This is a genomic window from Microbacterium sp. ARD32 (assembly GCF_031844385.1).
GTDB lineage: Bacteria > Actinomycetota > Actinomycetes > Actinomycetales > Microbacteriaceae > Microbacterium.
In genome coordinates this window covers 231,935-245,555 of the sequence record NZ_JAUZVD010000001.1, presented here as the reverse complement: position 1 = coordinate 245,555, position 13,621 = coordinate 231,935, and the positions used below count along the sequence as shown (strand labels likewise).

The 13,621-nt window shown below is 69.3% G+C and carries 18 protein-coding genes; 6 read left to right on the top strand and 12 right to left on the bottom strand.

Annotated elements, in window-relative coordinates:
- Positions 1-98: 98 nt before the first annotated feature.
- The 3 genes from Q9R19_RS01110 to Q9R19_RS01100 are packed head-to-tail and all read right to left on the bottom strand — an operon-like array spanning position 99 to position 1,569.
- Positions 99-764, bottom strand: coding sequence for a helix-turn-helix transcriptional regulator (locus Q9R19_RS01110; RefSeq protein WP_311254509.1), 666 nt, complete (start codon positions 762-764; stop codon positions 99-101).
- Positions 761-1,120 carry a hypothetical protein gene (locus Q9R19_RS01105; protein WP_311254508.1) on the bottom strand — a complete coding sequence of 120 codons (360 nt, stop codon included), beginning with the start codon at positions 1,118-1,120 and terminating at the stop codon, positions 761-763. The genes Q9R19_RS01110 and Q9R19_RS01105 overlap by 4 nt, the downstream gene beginning before the upstream one ends.
- Entirely contained in the window at positions 1,117-1,569 is a 453-nt protein-coding gene (locus Q9R19_RS01100; protein WP_311254507.1) for an OsmC family protein, read from the bottom strand. Before Q9R19_RS01100 ends, Q9R19_RS01105 begins: the two co-directional genes overlap by 4 nt.
- A gap of 105 nt (positions 1,570-1,674) precedes the next feature.
- Here Q9R19_RS01100 and Q9R19_RS01095 point away from each other — a divergent pair, with 105 nt between their 5' ends.
- On the top strand, positions 1,675-2,442 hold the full coding sequence (locus Q9R19_RS01095; RefSeq protein WP_311254506.1) for an MBL fold metallo-hydrolase: 768 nt from the start codon (positions 1,675-1,677) through the stop codon (positions 2,440-2,442).
- A gap of 135 nt (positions 2,443-2,577) precedes the next feature.
- Here Q9R19_RS01095 and Q9R19_RS01090 read toward each other — a convergent pair whose 3' ends face one another.
- From Q9R19_RS01090 to Q9R19_RS01070, 5 genes are all read right to left on the bottom strand, one after another.
- Positions 2,578-2,892: a hypothetical protein gene (locus Q9R19_RS01090; RefSeq protein WP_311254505.1), complete on the bottom strand. Its 315-nt coding sequence runs from the start codon at positions 2,890-2,892 to the stop codon at positions 2,578-2,580.
- 77 nt (positions 2,893-2,969) lie between these two features.
- Complete coding sequence (locus Q9R19_RS01085; RefSeq protein ID WP_311254504.1) at positions 2,970-3,611, bottom strand: LysE family translocator; 642 nt, start codon at positions 3,609-3,611, stop codon at positions 2,970-2,972.
- The gene (locus Q9R19_RS01080) at positions 3,608-4,795 is read right to left on the bottom strand and encodes an alpha/beta hydrolase (protein ID WP_311254503.1); all 1,188 of its coding nucleotides are present in this window, start codon (positions 4,793-4,795) and stop codon (positions 3,608-3,610) included. The genes Q9R19_RS01085 and Q9R19_RS01080 overlap by 4 nt, the downstream gene beginning before the upstream one ends.
- Positions 4,796-4,808: 13 nt before the next feature.
- Positions 4,809-5,495 (bottom strand): alpha/beta fold hydrolase, encoded by a 687-nt coding sequence (locus Q9R19_RS01075; RefSeq protein ID WP_311254502.1) that lies wholly within the window; start codon positions 5,493-5,495, stop codon positions 4,809-4,811.
- A gap of 8 nt (positions 5,496-5,503) precedes the next feature.
- Positions 5,504-5,977 (bottom strand): SRPBCC domain-containing protein, encoded by a 474-nt coding sequence (locus tag Q9R19_RS01070; protein ID WP_311254501.1) that lies wholly within the window; start codon positions 5,975-5,977, stop codon positions 5,504-5,506.
- A gap of 103 nt (positions 5,978-6,080) precedes the next feature.
- Between Q9R19_RS01070 and Q9R19_RS01065 the strand changes: the two genes are divergently transcribed.
- Positions 6,081-6,539, top strand: a complete 459-nt coding sequence (locus Q9R19_RS01065; RefSeq protein ID WP_311254500.1) for a helix-turn-helix domain-containing protein — start codon at positions 6,081-6,083, stop codon at positions 6,537-6,539.
- 24 nt (positions 6,540-6,563) lie between these two features.
- Here the strand turns inward: Q9R19_RS01065 and Q9R19_RS01060 are convergent, their stop codons facing one another.
- A complete protein-coding gene (locus Q9R19_RS01060) occupies positions 6,564-7,127 on the bottom strand; it encodes a hypothetical protein (protein WP_311254499.1) in 564 nt (187 codons plus the stop codon).
- A 101-nt stretch (positions 7,128-7,228) separates the two neighbouring features.
- Positions 7,229-8,164, bottom strand: a complete 936-nt coding sequence (locus tag Q9R19_RS01055) for a GntR family transcriptional regulator (RefSeq protein ID WP_311254498.1) — start codon at positions 8,162-8,164, stop codon at positions 7,229-7,231.
- A gap of 135 nt (positions 8,165-8,299) precedes the next feature.
- Here Q9R19_RS01055 and Q9R19_RS01050 point away from each other — a divergent pair, with 135 nt between their 5' ends.
- A complete protein-coding gene (locus Q9R19_RS01050; RefSeq protein ID WP_311254497.1) occupies positions 8,300-9,502 on the top strand; it encodes an FAD-dependent monooxygenase in 1,203 nt (400 codons plus the stop codon).
- A 43-nt stretch (positions 9,503-9,545) separates the two neighbouring features.
- On the opposite strand, the gene Q9R19_RS01045 is transcribed toward Q9R19_RS01050, so the two are convergent.
- On the bottom strand, positions 9,546-9,908 hold the full coding sequence (locus Q9R19_RS01045; RefSeq protein WP_311254496.1) for a hypothetical protein: 363 nt from the start codon (positions 9,906-9,908) through the stop codon (positions 9,546-9,548).
- A 213-nt stretch (positions 9,909-10,121) separates the two neighbouring features.
- On the opposite strand from Q9R19_RS01045, the gene Q9R19_RS01040 reads away from it, so the two are divergent.
- Together Q9R19_RS01040 and Q9R19_RS01035 are read left to right on the top strand one after the other, a co-directional pair.
- Complete coding sequence (locus Q9R19_RS01040) at positions 10,122-10,550, top strand: MarR family transcriptional regulator (protein ID WP_311254495.1); 429 nt, start codon at positions 10,122-10,124, stop codon at positions 10,548-10,550.
- Positions 10,551-10,653: 103 nt separating this feature from the next.
- On the top strand, positions 10,654-12,186 hold the full coding sequence (locus tag Q9R19_RS01035; RefSeq protein WP_311254494.1) for an SPFH domain-containing protein: 1,533 nt from the start codon (positions 10,654-10,656) through the stop codon (positions 12,184-12,186).
- A gap of 25 nt (positions 12,187-12,211) precedes the next feature.
- Here the strand turns inward: Q9R19_RS01035 and Q9R19_RS01030 are convergent, their stop codons facing one another.
- Complete coding sequence (locus tag Q9R19_RS01030) at positions 12,212-12,556, bottom strand: helix-turn-helix domain-containing protein (RefSeq protein WP_311254493.1); 345 nt, start codon at positions 12,554-12,556, stop codon at positions 12,212-12,214.
- Positions 12,557-12,629: 73 nt separating this feature from the next.
- Here Q9R19_RS01030 and Q9R19_RS01025 point away from each other — a divergent pair, with 73 nt between their 5' ends.
- Positions 12,630-13,616, top strand: a complete 987-nt coding sequence (locus Q9R19_RS01025) for a zinc-dependent alcohol dehydrogenase family protein (RefSeq protein ID WP_311254492.1) — start codon at positions 12,630-12,632, stop codon at positions 13,614-13,616.
- Positions 13,617-13,621 lie beyond the last annotated feature (5 nt).

The following is a 13,621-nucleotide window of genomic DNA, read 5'->3' as shown; positions in this document are numbered from 1 at the left end:
GCCCGGGCGGGAGGCCTGGGGCGGGAACAGTGGAGAAGGTATGCAGGTCGGATATGCGCGACGCATGCCCATCCTGTGTTTTCCGTATGCGCGGTGCCTCAGAGCTGCAGGCGGTCGAGTTCGGCGGCGCCGTGCGGGGTGATGCGCAGCGATCTGTCGTCGCGACGCCGCGTGACCCATCCCGCCGTCAGCATGGCGTCCAGCAGGGCCGCGCCGAGCCTTCCGGCCACGTGCGGACGGCGGGCTGTCCAGTCCAGGCATCCGCGCACGAACGGCCGGGAGGAGTCGGCGACCGTCAGCTCGAGCCCCAGCTCGGCGCCGATGCCGGTATGGTCCACGGATGCCGAGCCCAGATCGGCATCCAGCAGGCCGCGCTGCACCAGCCGGTCGGCCACAGCGATGCCCAGATCCCCGGCCAGGTGGTCGTAGCACGAGCGCGCCCTGCGCATGGCGGTGCGGCGGTCGCTGGCCGCCCACGACGAGACGGCCGGCTCGCCGGTCAGCCGCAGCAGAGCCTCGACGGCCTCGGCCACGGCAGGGTCGGCGATGGTGACCAGCCTGGTCCTCCCCTTCTGCTCCACATCGAGCAGCCCGGCATCGAGCAGTCGCGAGACGTGGGAGGTCACCGTCGAGGGCGCCACGCCGATGCGGGTCGCGAGCGCGCCCACCGGCAGCGGCACACCACCCAGCAGCTCCTGCAGGATCTGCAGGCGCCGGGGCTCGGCGAGCGCCTGGGCGAGCTGGTCCAGCGCGGGCCGGTTCATCGCAGCACGGCCTCGGCCCGCTGCGGGTCGTCCACCACGAACACCTTGCGGTTGTCGTGATCACTGTACTGGGCGTCGACGCGGATGCCTGCGATGTGCAGGGCGCTCATCATGCGCCCCATCTCTCCGGGCACGTCGGCGCGCAGCGGCACGACCAGCGCCGGCCGGGAGTCGGCGCCGCGGATGCCCGCCTGCTCGAGCGCGTGCACGGCCGCTGTGCCGTCGGCGACCAGGTAGTGCGCAGCGCCATTCCAGACGCCGCCACCCTCCAGACCGATGCCGGCTGCCCCGAGCACCGCGCCGATGCGCGCGATATCGGCGGCCACCTCGGTGATGGGGATCGTGAGGTCGTTCACGCGATCACCTCCACGGTCGGCTCGATGACGGCCTCGGCGGTCATCGAGTTGGCGATGTAGCAGCCCTCGTGAGCCTGATGCAGCAGGGCGGTGACGGCCTCGGCGTCCGCGCTGCGCACTGTGATGCGCGGGCTCAGCTCGACCCGGGTGATGCGAGCGGGCTGCTGATCCATCGGCATGTGCGCCCTCGCCGCATCCTCGTAGCGGATCACATCGACGCCGGCCTGAGCGGCCACGGCCAGGAACGACAGCAGCAGGCACGAGCTGGCCGCGGCGAGCAGCAGCTGCTCGGGGTTGGGCAGGGAGGCGTCGCCGCGGAACGCCGCGTCGGCGCTGAGGGTGATGATCTCATCGGCGACCTGCACGTCGTGTGCGCGGCCGTATGCCCGGTATCCGGTGCCGGTGCTGCCCTCCCAGGAGAGGGTCGACTCGTAGGTGTGTACCGTCATGCTGATCAGCGTAGGCGTGCGACGTTTCGATGGGGGACGAAGCGTTCGGACCCGGGAGCCGTCGCCGATCGGCGGCCGGTTCGAAAGCCCTGTCAGGATGGTGGGGTGACCCGACTGCGTGAAGTGACACCCGGAGTGCTGGTCGCCACCAGCCGGAGGATGTCTACGAACTCGACGCTGCTGGTCGGCGGATCGGATGCCCTGCTGATCGACCCCGCGTGGATGCCCGACGAGCTCGACGCGCTGGCCGGCGCGATCCGCCGGCGGTCCCTGCGCGTGATCGGCGGGTTCGCCACGCACGCGCACCAGGATCATCTGCTCTGGCATCCGGGATTCGGCGCGGCTCCACGCTGGGCCTCCGCGAGAACGGCCGCGCTGGCGGCATCCGAGCGGGAGGCACTCATCCAGTTCCTCGGCGACGACTTCCCCGAAGCTCTGGTGGAGCTGATGGGCCGGGTGCGCAGCGTCGACACCGGCGTCCCCTCCGAGTCGACACCGACCGGGATCGAGATCGAGCTGATCATCCACGACGGTCATGCACCGGGCCACACCGCGCTGTGGCTGCCCGCGCAGCGCGTGCTGATCGCGGGCGACATGCTCAGCGACGTCGAGCTGCCGCTGCCGTTTCATCCGGACGATCTGCCCGCGTACGTCCACGCACTCGACCGCCTGGCACCGTACGTCGCCCAGGCGGAGGTGATCATTCCCGGCCACGGGAACGTCGGTGCTGACGCGCCCGCCAGGCTCGAGGCCGACCGCCGCTACATCGACGACATGACGGTTCGGGGCGAGTCTTCCGACTCGCGGATTCACAACCCCGGGATGTTCGAGGAGCACGCGCACATGCAGGAGCTGGCCCGCGGGATGCGGTGACCGCGGCTGTCAGGCTCGGAAGGCTCCGGGCGGGTCACCGCCCGAGCAGGACGGGCGTGCGCGGGATATCACCGCCGATGAGGCGCTTCAGCGGGGTTGCCAGGTCGCGCGGCGAGAACAGATCGGCACCGGCGTTCACCGAGCCGTCGTCGGCCGTGCGCTGATCCGACCGGACAGGAACGGGAGCGCGGGTGCGCGGTATTCGAACTCGGGAGCATGATCAGGCTCCAGAACGACCTCCGCGCGCCCGAAGCGCCAGATCCTGTTGAACAGGAACACGGCCACGCGCACGGACTCGCCTGCGGGCATCTGCCAGGTGCCCGTGCCCCATTGGCTCGGCTGCCCTCGGCCCGCGATGACAAGCGTCGGGCGGACGAATCCGTACAGCGCGAACCACGGCTTGCGCAGCGTGATCCTGACGCGACGCATCGTGGAATCGCTCGGGGCCATGATGCGAATCTACCAACCGCAGCGTCGCGCGCTTCCCCGCCCGAGTGCCACCCCGCCGCGCCTCGTCGACTCGGCGATCACGCAGGATGCTGCTGCGTCGTCGCAGCCCAGGCCGCGAGCCCGAAGTATGCCAGCGCGGGCGCGCGTCTGAGCATCCGGCCACCGGAGACCCGACGGCCGACAGCGCGACCCACGCCGCCTGCGGCGAGACAGTAGAACAGGTCGCAGAGCAGCCCGATGACCGCGAAGACGACCCCGAGAGCGAGCAGCTGCGGCCACACCGGATGCGCGGGATCGACGAACTGCGGCAGGAACGCCAGGAAGAACAGGATCACCTTCGGGTTCGCCACGCCGAGAAGGAACCCGCGGGCGTATGCACGCGGCCAGGACTCGTCCGGCGGTTCGGTCTGCCCCTGGGCATCCGTCCGCAGACGGAGGCTGCGGATGCCCAGCCAGATCAGGTATCCGACGCCCACCCATTTCAGCAGCTGGAACAGGACGGCACTCGTCGCGATGATCACGCCCAGCCCCGCCGCGGTCGCGACGGCGAAGAGCAGCGTTGCGGTCTCCACGCCGATCGCGGAACGCCACGCCGCCCGTGGACCGCGGGTGAGAGAGGTCGTGACGAGGAACACGACGTTCGGCCCTGGCATCATCGCCAGGGCCAGTGCGGCGACGCAGAACACCGCCACGCCGGAGGGCGTCAGCCCGGGGATCATGCCTGCCCTCCGACGACAGCGGAGCGGTCCTGGGCGAGCACCCACGCGGTGAACGCCTCGACGCCGTCGACGACGGCCTCGAACCGCGGCGAGTGGAACACGTCGAAGGAGTGCTGGCCGCCGGGCAGCTCGGCGTAGACGACGGTGTTGCGACCGGATGCCCGCGTGAGCTCGGCGACATGCCTGGCCGCCTCCACTGTGCCCCAGCCGTCGCTGGTGCCGTGTGCGATGAACAGCGGCGGTGTGCGACCGGTGAAATGGCCCTGCGGCTGCAGGACGGAGCCCGGTTCGTCGGGCGCTTCGCCGAAGTAGCGCCCGTAATAGCCGTACAGCAGGATCGCACCCGTGACGGCGGTGTCGACCTCTTCGAAGCCGGGCTGGAACTCGGGGGCGTTCGGGGTGAACGCGCACAGGCCCGCCAGGTTCGCGCCCGCGGAGCTGCCCGAGACGAACAGCCGCGCCGGGTCCATGCCGTAGCTGTCTGCGTGCTCGCGCACCCACGCGATGACCTTCTTCGCGTCGATCTGGTGCTCGGGATAGTCCACCTCCGGACGCAGGCGATAGTTCGCGCTGATGCAGACCCATCCGCGACTGGCGAGCCAGGTCAGCAGAGGCCTCGCCTCATGGCTCTTGCGTCCGGTGGTGAAGCCTCCGCCGTGAAAGTAGATGAGCACGGGCGCGTTCGACGGCGCATCCCTGCGCCGGTAGACGTCCAGCAGATTGCGGCGGCCGGCATCGCCGTACGCGATGTCCCTGATCCGCTGCACGTCGGGTCGCCGCTGCCAGAACGGGGCCAGCAGGATGCGCAGCCAGGGCCGGTGCCGGCGCAGCGGAACCTGCACGCGGTCGCGCCAGTCGGTTCCGAGCCCTTTGTTCAGCGCGCGTGCGACGGCGCGATCGGATCGGATGCCTCGCCAGGCGATGACCACGAGGCCGGCGAGCACAACGGCGGCGAACACTGCTGCCACCCGTCCGGGAGCGGAGCGAAGGTCGCCCTCGGAAGCCGCGAGAGCAGTGGAGGCGATCAGGAAGTACGCGGCCAGAAACGGCACCTCGTTGACGATCATGCCGAACAGCCAGCTCGACTTCGCCAGCAGGTTGGGACGACGCGGAGCGACGCAGGCGAAGAAGGTGCACCACGCCAGGATGGTGACGGTGATCAGGTATCCGATCGGCCAGGTCATGGGCACTCCCTTTTCATGCTGGTGGGTCGATCAGCAGTTCGGCGACTGTCTCCGGGGCTTCCCGCATCGCGTTGTGGCCGGTCGAGATGTCATGCACCTGCCAGCCCGGATCGGCTTCGAGACGGGTACGCAGATCTGCGAAGGGAGTTGCGTCCTCCCACCCGGAGCAGTATATGAAGTCGCGCCGGGGGATGCTCTCGAGAGCTCCGGTCAGCCGGATACGCTGAACGAACGAGGCCATCGGATGCGGGCGTCGACGAGGCTCGCCGCCGCTCGGGGCCCGGAACGGCGGCCGGACGGAGTGACCCGTCTCACTTGCGCCATCGATGAAGGACTGCCGGTAGGCATCCGTCGTCAACGACCAGCAGGAGTCGCCGTCGCGAGGGACGTACGCGTCGAGATGGACCAGGCGGGAGATGCGTTCGGCCGCGCGATCCGCAGCCGCCGTGATCACCATCCCGCCGTAGCTGTGCCCGACGAGCGTCGCCTCGGCGATGTCGAAGGCGTCCAGCACCCGGATGACATCATCGGCGTGCGTATCGAGGTTCGCACGCGCCACCGTCGCCTCGTCGTGATCGGGCCCCAGGCCGGTGAGCGTCAGCGCGTGCACAGTGTGCCCCGCGGCCTCCAGCAGCGGAGTCACGGCTTCGAAGGCCCAGGAACCGTGCCACGCGCCGGGAATGAGGATGAACGTTGCCATCGTTTCGTCTACGCGCTCTGCAGCGCGGTCTCGTCAGCGGGCGTGATCGGCGCTCCGGTTCCCGTGGTGATGAGCTTGCGCAGGCTCTCCAGCGCGTGACGAGACCAGCCCACAGAGCATCGGTCGAAGCAATCCAGCTCTGGCGTCAGGCCGAGATGAGTGAAGGTCAGCCGCGATCCGCCTTCGGTCGGTGCGATGTCGAACACGATGTCGGTGCCGGCCCACTCATCGACATCCGGGTCGGACGCGAACCAGTTCTCGATGACGCGCCACACGACCCGCCTGCCCGGCGCGAGATCGGTGATGCGCGCACGGGTCCGGTGGATGCCTGGCACCTCGTAGACGAACTCGCCGAGTCGGTCGGTGTCGCCCGTGATGCGCTGCGACCACCAGCCGCGCACGTCGACGACGGCGTCGTACACCTCTCTTGGGGACTGCGGCACCTCGTAGGAGAAGGTGTAGTCGGCTGCTGCTGTCGTCATATCTGGTCCTCACATCGGCGGATCGATTACTTGCGTCATGCAAGCGGGTCCACCCTCGCACACTCACTTTTATGATGCAAGTGTCTGGAGTAGAATGGACGGCATGCTGGGCAGAACGTATGACGGCGAGGTGTGCTCCATCGCGCGGTCGCTGGAGATCGTCGGCGAGCGCTGGACTCTTCTGATCATTCGCAACGCGCTCTTCGCCGGAGCCACGCGATTCGGCGACTTCCAGCGCCGACTGGGAATCGCCACCAACGTGCTCGCCGCACGCTTGGACGGCCTCGTCACCGCCGGCGTGATGGAGCGGTCGTCGTCGGCCGCGACCGCGGAGTACCTGCTCACCGAGAAGGGCCGCGACCTGCGCGGAGCGCTCGTCGCGCTCACCGACTGGGGCGACCGCTGGGCCGCACCAGACGGCCCGCCGATCATCTACCGGCACGACGGATGCACAGGCGAAGTCCACGGGCGGATCGTCTGCGACGCGTGCGGTGCGGAACCCGATGCGGCGACAGCCTCGCGAGGACCGGGAATGCCGGAAGAGCACGCTGACGGCGGATGAGGCGAACGCCATCCGCAATCGGATCTACCGTGCGGCCCACGAGGGTCCGGTGCTCGCGCTGATCTGAGCGGCGCGACCGGCACCAGAGCGGCGGATGCGGACGAGCAGTGTGCTGTTCTGGCTGATCAGCGACAGACCGAGCATCCCCAGCACCGCCGCGCTGGTCAGAAGCGGAACGGCCCCGAGGGCGGCGCCTGCAGTGCCGATCGCGAACCGCGCGGCGATGGATGCCGCCCACAGCGCCACTGTGGGAGCGGTGTAGCGGTAGCGGATGCCGTCGGCGCCGGAGTCGATGCGGATGCTGTTTCCGCGAGCCACACCCAGTCCCACCGAGACGGCGAGATCGGCGAGCAGCACGGCGGCATCGATGGGATGCAGGATCGGCCACGGCATGGCGGCCGGCACCGCGATGGCGACACCGAACAGCAGCACGATCACCGGCAGCAGGATGAGCCCGACAGGCCTCACCTTCGTGGGACGCAGCCGCCGGAGCACGACGAAGACGATCACCGCCAGGGCCATGATCGTCGGGATCATCATGGGGTCGACATCGAGCAGGTCATCAGCCGAGGCGGCGCCGTTGAGCATGGGGCATTCACGGTTCTGGTCGGGGAGTCGGATGCAATGCGGCCGCATCGCCTCGGCAGGCTAGCACACGGCCCCTCTCGGGTCGCGAGTGCTCGCACCGTTCACTGCGCGCTCCGGATACGAGACGCGATTCCGTCCACGAGAAGACGGAGTCCGCGGTCATAGGCGCGATCCAGGTCGAGCGCGTATCCCGAGCCGACCAGTGACCGCAGCGCAGCATGGTTCTCGGTCGAGCTGAGCTCTCGGAGGGTGTCGAGTCTGCCGTCGACCCAGGTGTCGGCATCCATTCCGGTGACCGACTCGGCCTCCTCCTCGGGTTCGAGAAGAATCGCCGTGCCCCTTGCCTGCAGGAACAGCAGGATGTGCGTCTCCAGAGCGTCTTCCGGGCTGATGCCGGCCTGGGTGAGTGTTCTGATCGCCCACTCGGCGAAGGCGAGCGCGCCGGGTATCAGCTGCGGTCTGGTGATGGACAGCTCCGGCGCCGCCCACGGGTGACGCCGGAACACCCGCCACAGCTCGAGATGTCCGGCGATGAGGTCATCGTGCCAGCATCCGGTGACCGGCTCCGGTGACCACTCCCGCAGGGTGCGTTCCAGCATTCCCGCGACCAGGTCCTCCCTGGTCGGGTGGAGCCGGTTCAGCAGCGTCGGCGGCAGCTGCACCGCGTGCGCGACTCTGCGCGTCGACAGCGATCCGATCCCCTCGACGTCGGCGATCGAGACGGCCGCCGTGACGATGCGGACCGCGGCAGCGGCGTCGGACTCGTTCTCGCGTCGTGCGCTGCTCGAGCCCGCCATCCGAACGGATCGAGAGCGGGCGGCGGATGCCGGGGTCCTGACGACTGTGCCGACCCCGCGGACCGGGGTGGCCAGCCCCTCGGCGCGCAGCAGCGCATGCACCCGGCTGGCCGTGGCGATCGCCACGCCCCAGGTGCGGGTGATCTCCCTGGCTGAGGGAAGCGCATCGCCGGGCCGCAGCTCGCCGGCGAGAATCTGAGAGCGCAAATAGGTCGCGATCTCGGCAGAGGAGGTTCCCATCCTCGTCATCCTGTACTAGAACACCGGCGCCGGCAACCTCGATCCTCCTGCTGCTGCGCGGCCGTTCGTTCGGCGTCATCGATCCGTACTAGTACGTGCTTGCTCGTGAATCCGGCGCGTTCGTACCTTCAACGCATGAACAGGAAACGAGTGCTCATCTCCGGTGCCAGCATCGCGGGTCTGACCAGCGCCTACTGGCTGCAGCGCAACGGATTCGCCGTGACGATCGTCGAGATCGCGGCACGTCCGCGGTCGGGCGGTCAGGCGGTGGATCTGCGCGGCGCCGGACGTGAGGTGGTGCAGCGCATGGGCCTGCTGGACGAGGCGCGAGAGCTGGGCCTGACACAGGCCGGCATGTCGTGGGTGGATGCCGAGAGCAGAGTACGGGCCGCCATGCCTGCGGACGCCTTCGGCGGAGAGGGGTTCATCTCCGAGATCGAGATACTGCGCGGCGACCTGGTCGAACTGCTGCACTGCCGGCTGCGCGAGGACGTCGAGTGGATCTTCGGCGACACGATCACCGGGCTCGCGCAGGATGCGCACGGGGTGAACGTCACCTTCCGCGGCATGCCGCAGCGGCGATTCGATTTCGTGATCGGCGCCGACGGTCTGCATTCGACCGTACGGACGATCGCCTTCGGCATGGAGGACGAAGCCGTGCATCCGCTCGGCCTGTACACCGCCTGGTTCACTGCTCCCGCGTTCGATGGCCTCGACGACTGGTACCAGCTGTACAACCATCGCGGCGGCCTGGTCGCCTCGATCCGTCCGGGTCGCCGGCCGGAGGAGTCCAAGGCTGCGCTGAGCTTTCGCACTCGACCAGGCGTACGCGTCTCATACGATCGGCGCGATCGCGCGTCTCAGCTCGCGCTGCTCGAAGACCGCTTCGCGGGCGTCGGATGGCACGTGCCGCGGCTGCTCGAAGCCGCGCATTCGGCATCCGATTTCTCGTTCGACTCGATGGGCAAGGTGAGGATGTCACGCTGGTGGATCGGCAGGATCGCTCTGGTCGGGGATGCCGCGGCCTGCCCCACCCCGCTCAGTGGCCTGGGCACCAGCGTGGCACTGGTCGGTGCCTACGTGCTGGCCGGAGAGCTCGGCGGCGGCGACGACCACGCCACGGGGTTCGCCGAGTACGACCGTGTCGTGCGCCCCTATGCCGACGGCGCTCAGGAGCTCGCCGGCGGGGCTGGCGGGTACGCCCCGATGACGGCACCGGCGATCCGGCTGATGCAGGCGTCGATGGCCTGGGCGATGCGATGGCCGATGCGCGGCTTCATGCAGAAGCAGTTCAGCAAGTCCGCCGACATCGAGCTGCCGCGATACGCGGAAGCGTGAGCCGGCGCGCATGCGCCTACCGAGGAGGGCGGGAGCCTGGGCGTCAGAGCGTGAATCCGAGAATCCAGACGACCGCGAGGTGCGAGACCACGGCTGCGGCCGCGAGCAGCACGACGCCCGCTATCGTCAGCGCGCGGACGCGACGCCCGACGAGTGCCGTCGCCATCGTCGCCAGGTAGAGCACAATCACGATGACCGTCGACACGAGCGCCGTGCCGGCGCGGTCCGACGCGAAGCAGTTCCTTGGCGCGGGATAGATCGCGGGGCAGACCATCGGTCCCCACGGGACCGCCACCAGCCAGACCAGCGCGATCGCGCCGCCTGTGAGCGCGGTCGCCGCAAGCATCAGAGCCCATGAGCTCGGTGCGCGCTGAAACCGGCGCACGCCGGTGCGTGTGAAGGTCATGCTCCGAGAGTAAGACAGATCCGTGACCAAACCGTTGCATTCGTTACCTCGCCGTTATATGCTCATCACACGGTGAATGTTTGCTGTGGCATGAACCGCATGTGATTGCAGGACACTCTTGGTGCAAGGGACAAGGGCCGGTCGGAAGCCTCTCCGACCGGCCCTTACTTTGCGTCCGCCCCGATGTCCGCGCCCGACACTACGCTGAAGACCATGACCGATCGCCAGCTCGCCATGCAGGCCTGGGAGAGCCTGTTCCGGGCCCAGCACGAGCTCTTCGGCGAGATGACCGCTGACTTCGAGGGCGCACCGATCACGCAGGCCGAGTACGACGTGCTGCTCACCGTGGTGCGCTCCTGCGAGATGACCGCGCGCCTGCGCGACATCACCGCGAAGTCCCTCATCAGCCAGCCCAGCGTCTCCCGCCTGATCGATCGGATGGTGTCGCGAGAACTGGTGACGAAGGCGTCCGACCCCGACGACGGACGCGGCGCCTTGGTCACCGCGACGGATGCCGGGGCGCGGGCGTTCCGCACGCTGGCCGCTGCGCACGGGCGCTCGATCGCCGAGCGGATGTCCAAGCTCGATGACGACGAGCTGCGAGCGCTGCTCGAGCTGACGGAGAAGCTGCGCGGCAGATAGTCCTTCGTCCCGCTTCGCTCACTCAGGGGCCAAGTCTGTCCACCGCTTCCCGATCTCTGGCAAGGTGGATGCTGAATCCACCTGTGAGGGGAAAGGCACTTCTATGGAGATCGCCGGAGCACTCGGCATCCTGATCATCGTCGGCGTCGCCGTCGTCGGTGTCGTCATCGTCGGACTGGTCCTGCTGCTGTTCGCACGCAGCTGGATCAAGGTCGCCCGAGCCGACGAGGCCCTGGTCATCTCGGGTCGCAAGCAGAAGGTGCAGCGCGCGATCATCAACGCGGACGGCAGCACCAGCTCCGAGCTCGGCGAATCGCCCGTCACGGTGATCGTCAACGGCAAGTCACTGGTCAACCCGATCACGCAGCGTCACGAGATCATCTCGCTGCGCTCGCGTCAGGTGTCACTGAATGCTGAGGCGCAGTCGCTGGACAGCGTCACGCTGAACGTCGACGGCGTCGCGATCGTGAAGATCGGCTCCGACCCCCTCTACGTGCGTCGCGCCGCAGAGCGCTTCGCCTCGCAGGACAAGGCCATCGAGCAGTTCACCACCGAGCAGCTGGAGGGCGCACTGCGCGGCATCGTCGCGAAGCTGTCCGTCGTCGAGCTGATGCGCGAGCGCAAGAAGTTCTCCGAGCAGATCGGCTCCGACATCTCCGGCGAGCTCGCGGAGCAGGGGCTGATCCTCGACTCCTTCCAGATCAAGGGCATCACCGACAAGGTCGGCTACATCCAGTCGCTGGGCGCGCCCGAGATCCAGGCCAAGCGTCAGGCGGCCGAGATCTCGCAGACCAACGCCGACCGCGCGATCAACCAGAAGAACATCGCCAACCAGGAAGCCAACCTGATCGAGCAGACCGCGCTCGACACCAACACCGCCAACGCGAACGCCGGCATCGGCCGGGCGCGCGCCGAGGCCGAGCAGGCCGAGCAGCTGGCCCGGGCACAGGCCGAGCAGGCGGTCCTCCAGCAGCAGGCGGAGAACAAGCAGGCGCAGCTGGATGCCGACGTGAAGCGCGTCGCCGACGCCCAGCGCTACGAGGCGGAGACCCGCGCCCAGGCCGACCTGTTCACGCGCGAGAAGTCCGCCGAGGCCGCCGCGATCGAGCAGGTGAAGCAGGCCGAGGCCCGCACCCGCATCGCCGAGCAGCAGGCCGAGGCCGACAAGGCTCGCGCCGCCGGCGAGGCGGCCGCGCTGCGCGCACAGGCCGAGGCCGAGGCCGAGGCCCGCCGTCTGCGCGCCAGCGCCGAAGCAGAGGCCATCCGCACCGAGGGCGAAGCCCGTGCCGCCGCCGTCGAGGCAGAGGCCAAGGCGATCGCCTCCAACCAGGAGGCCTTCCTGTCGCAGCGGGTGCTCGAGGTGCTGCCGTCGCTCATGACCGAGTTCGCCAAGGGCTACGCCACCATCGGCAGCGTGTCGATCATCGGCGGCTCCGGCGAGGACGGCGCCTCCGGTGTCGTCGGCGGGGACAATGCCCGCGCCATGCGCGCCGTCTTCGACAGCGTGAACGCCGCCACCGGCCTCGACCTGGCCGCGCTCATCCAGGGTCAGGCAGTCGGCCGAGGCTTCGGCGCCGGTGTCGCCCAGGCGAAGGATGCTGCGGCGAGCGCCGCGCCGGAACCCGCCTCCGACTGACGGGGGAGACGGCGCGGGGGCGACGTCAGGCGTCGGCCTGGAAGTCGAGGATCGCCGAGCCGTTGTCCCGCGCCCACGACGTGAGCGCGTCGATGGGCTCGATGAGAGTCTCGCCGATGGGTGTCAGCGAGTACTCCACGTGCCGCCCCTGTGCACGACGATCGACGAGACCGTACTCCTGCAGACGTCGAAGAGCGTGCGTCAGCACCTTGCGCGAGACGCCGCCGATCACCTCGATGAGCTCGCCGTGCCGACGCGGCCGCTGGCCGAGCGCGAACAGCACGAGCACCGACCACTTGTCGGCGATGATCTCGACCGCGAACCGGGTGGGGCAGTCGACCAGGAGACCGCCGGCATGCTCGTTCTGCACGCGCCCGAGGTTACCACCGGGTAACACGTCGCTTCCTAACGTGATTCACGGGATGCCCGTCCCGAGGAGAGGAATGACGATGTCACGAGTGGTGGTCTTCGACGAGTTCGGCGGACCGGAGGTTCTGAAGGTGCGCGAAGAGCCGGTCGCCGCGCCGGCTGCGGGAGAGGTGCGGGTGCGGATCGAGGCGTTCGCCGTCAACCCGCTGGATGTCATGGCGCGGTCCGGCAGCTCGCCCGCGCCCGTGCAGCTGCCGGGCGCGCGCCTGGGCGTCGAGGGATCGGGCATCGTCGATGCCGTCGGCCCGGACGTGGCCTCGCTGCGCGTGGGCGATCCGGTCATCTTCGCCGCGGTTCCCGATGCCGCCGAGCGCGGAACCTACGCCGACCACGTCGTCGTGCCCGCGAGCCGGGTGCTGCCGCGCCCGGACGGGCTCGATGCGATAGAGGCGGCCGCAGTGTGGGTGGGCTACTCCACCGCCTACGGCGCGCTGGTCGAGACCGCGCGGATGCGGCCCGGCGACCGCATCCTGATCACCGCCGCCTCCGGCAGTGTCGGTCGCGCCGCGATCCAGCTCGCGAACCATCTCGGAGCGGAGCCGATCGCCGTCACGCGCAGCGCCGGGAAGGCGACCCTGCTGCGCGACGCCGGTGCCGCGACCGTCATCGCCCATGATGCCGGCGACCTCGGCGAACAGGTCCTCAGCCGCACCGGCGGCGAAGGCGTCGACATCGCGTTCGACCTCGTCGGCGGCCCCGGGGTGGAGAGCCTGTCACGAGGCATCCGGCCCGACGGCGCTCTCGTGCTCGCGGGGTTCCTCGATCCCCGGCCCGCCCCGCTGCCCTTCGCTCCGTCGACGATCCGCCGCTACCGCAGCTTCGACCACACTCTCGACCCGGCGGCCGTCCGGCGCATGGCGGCGTTCCTCGCCGCGGCCGTCCGAGCCGGTGCGCTGCATCCCGCCGTCGAGCGCGTGTTCGGCTTCGAGCAGGTCGCCGCCGCGCACGCGCACGTCGCGAGCGGCGCCCACCAGGGCGGGAAGATCGTCGTGACGACGTGACCTCG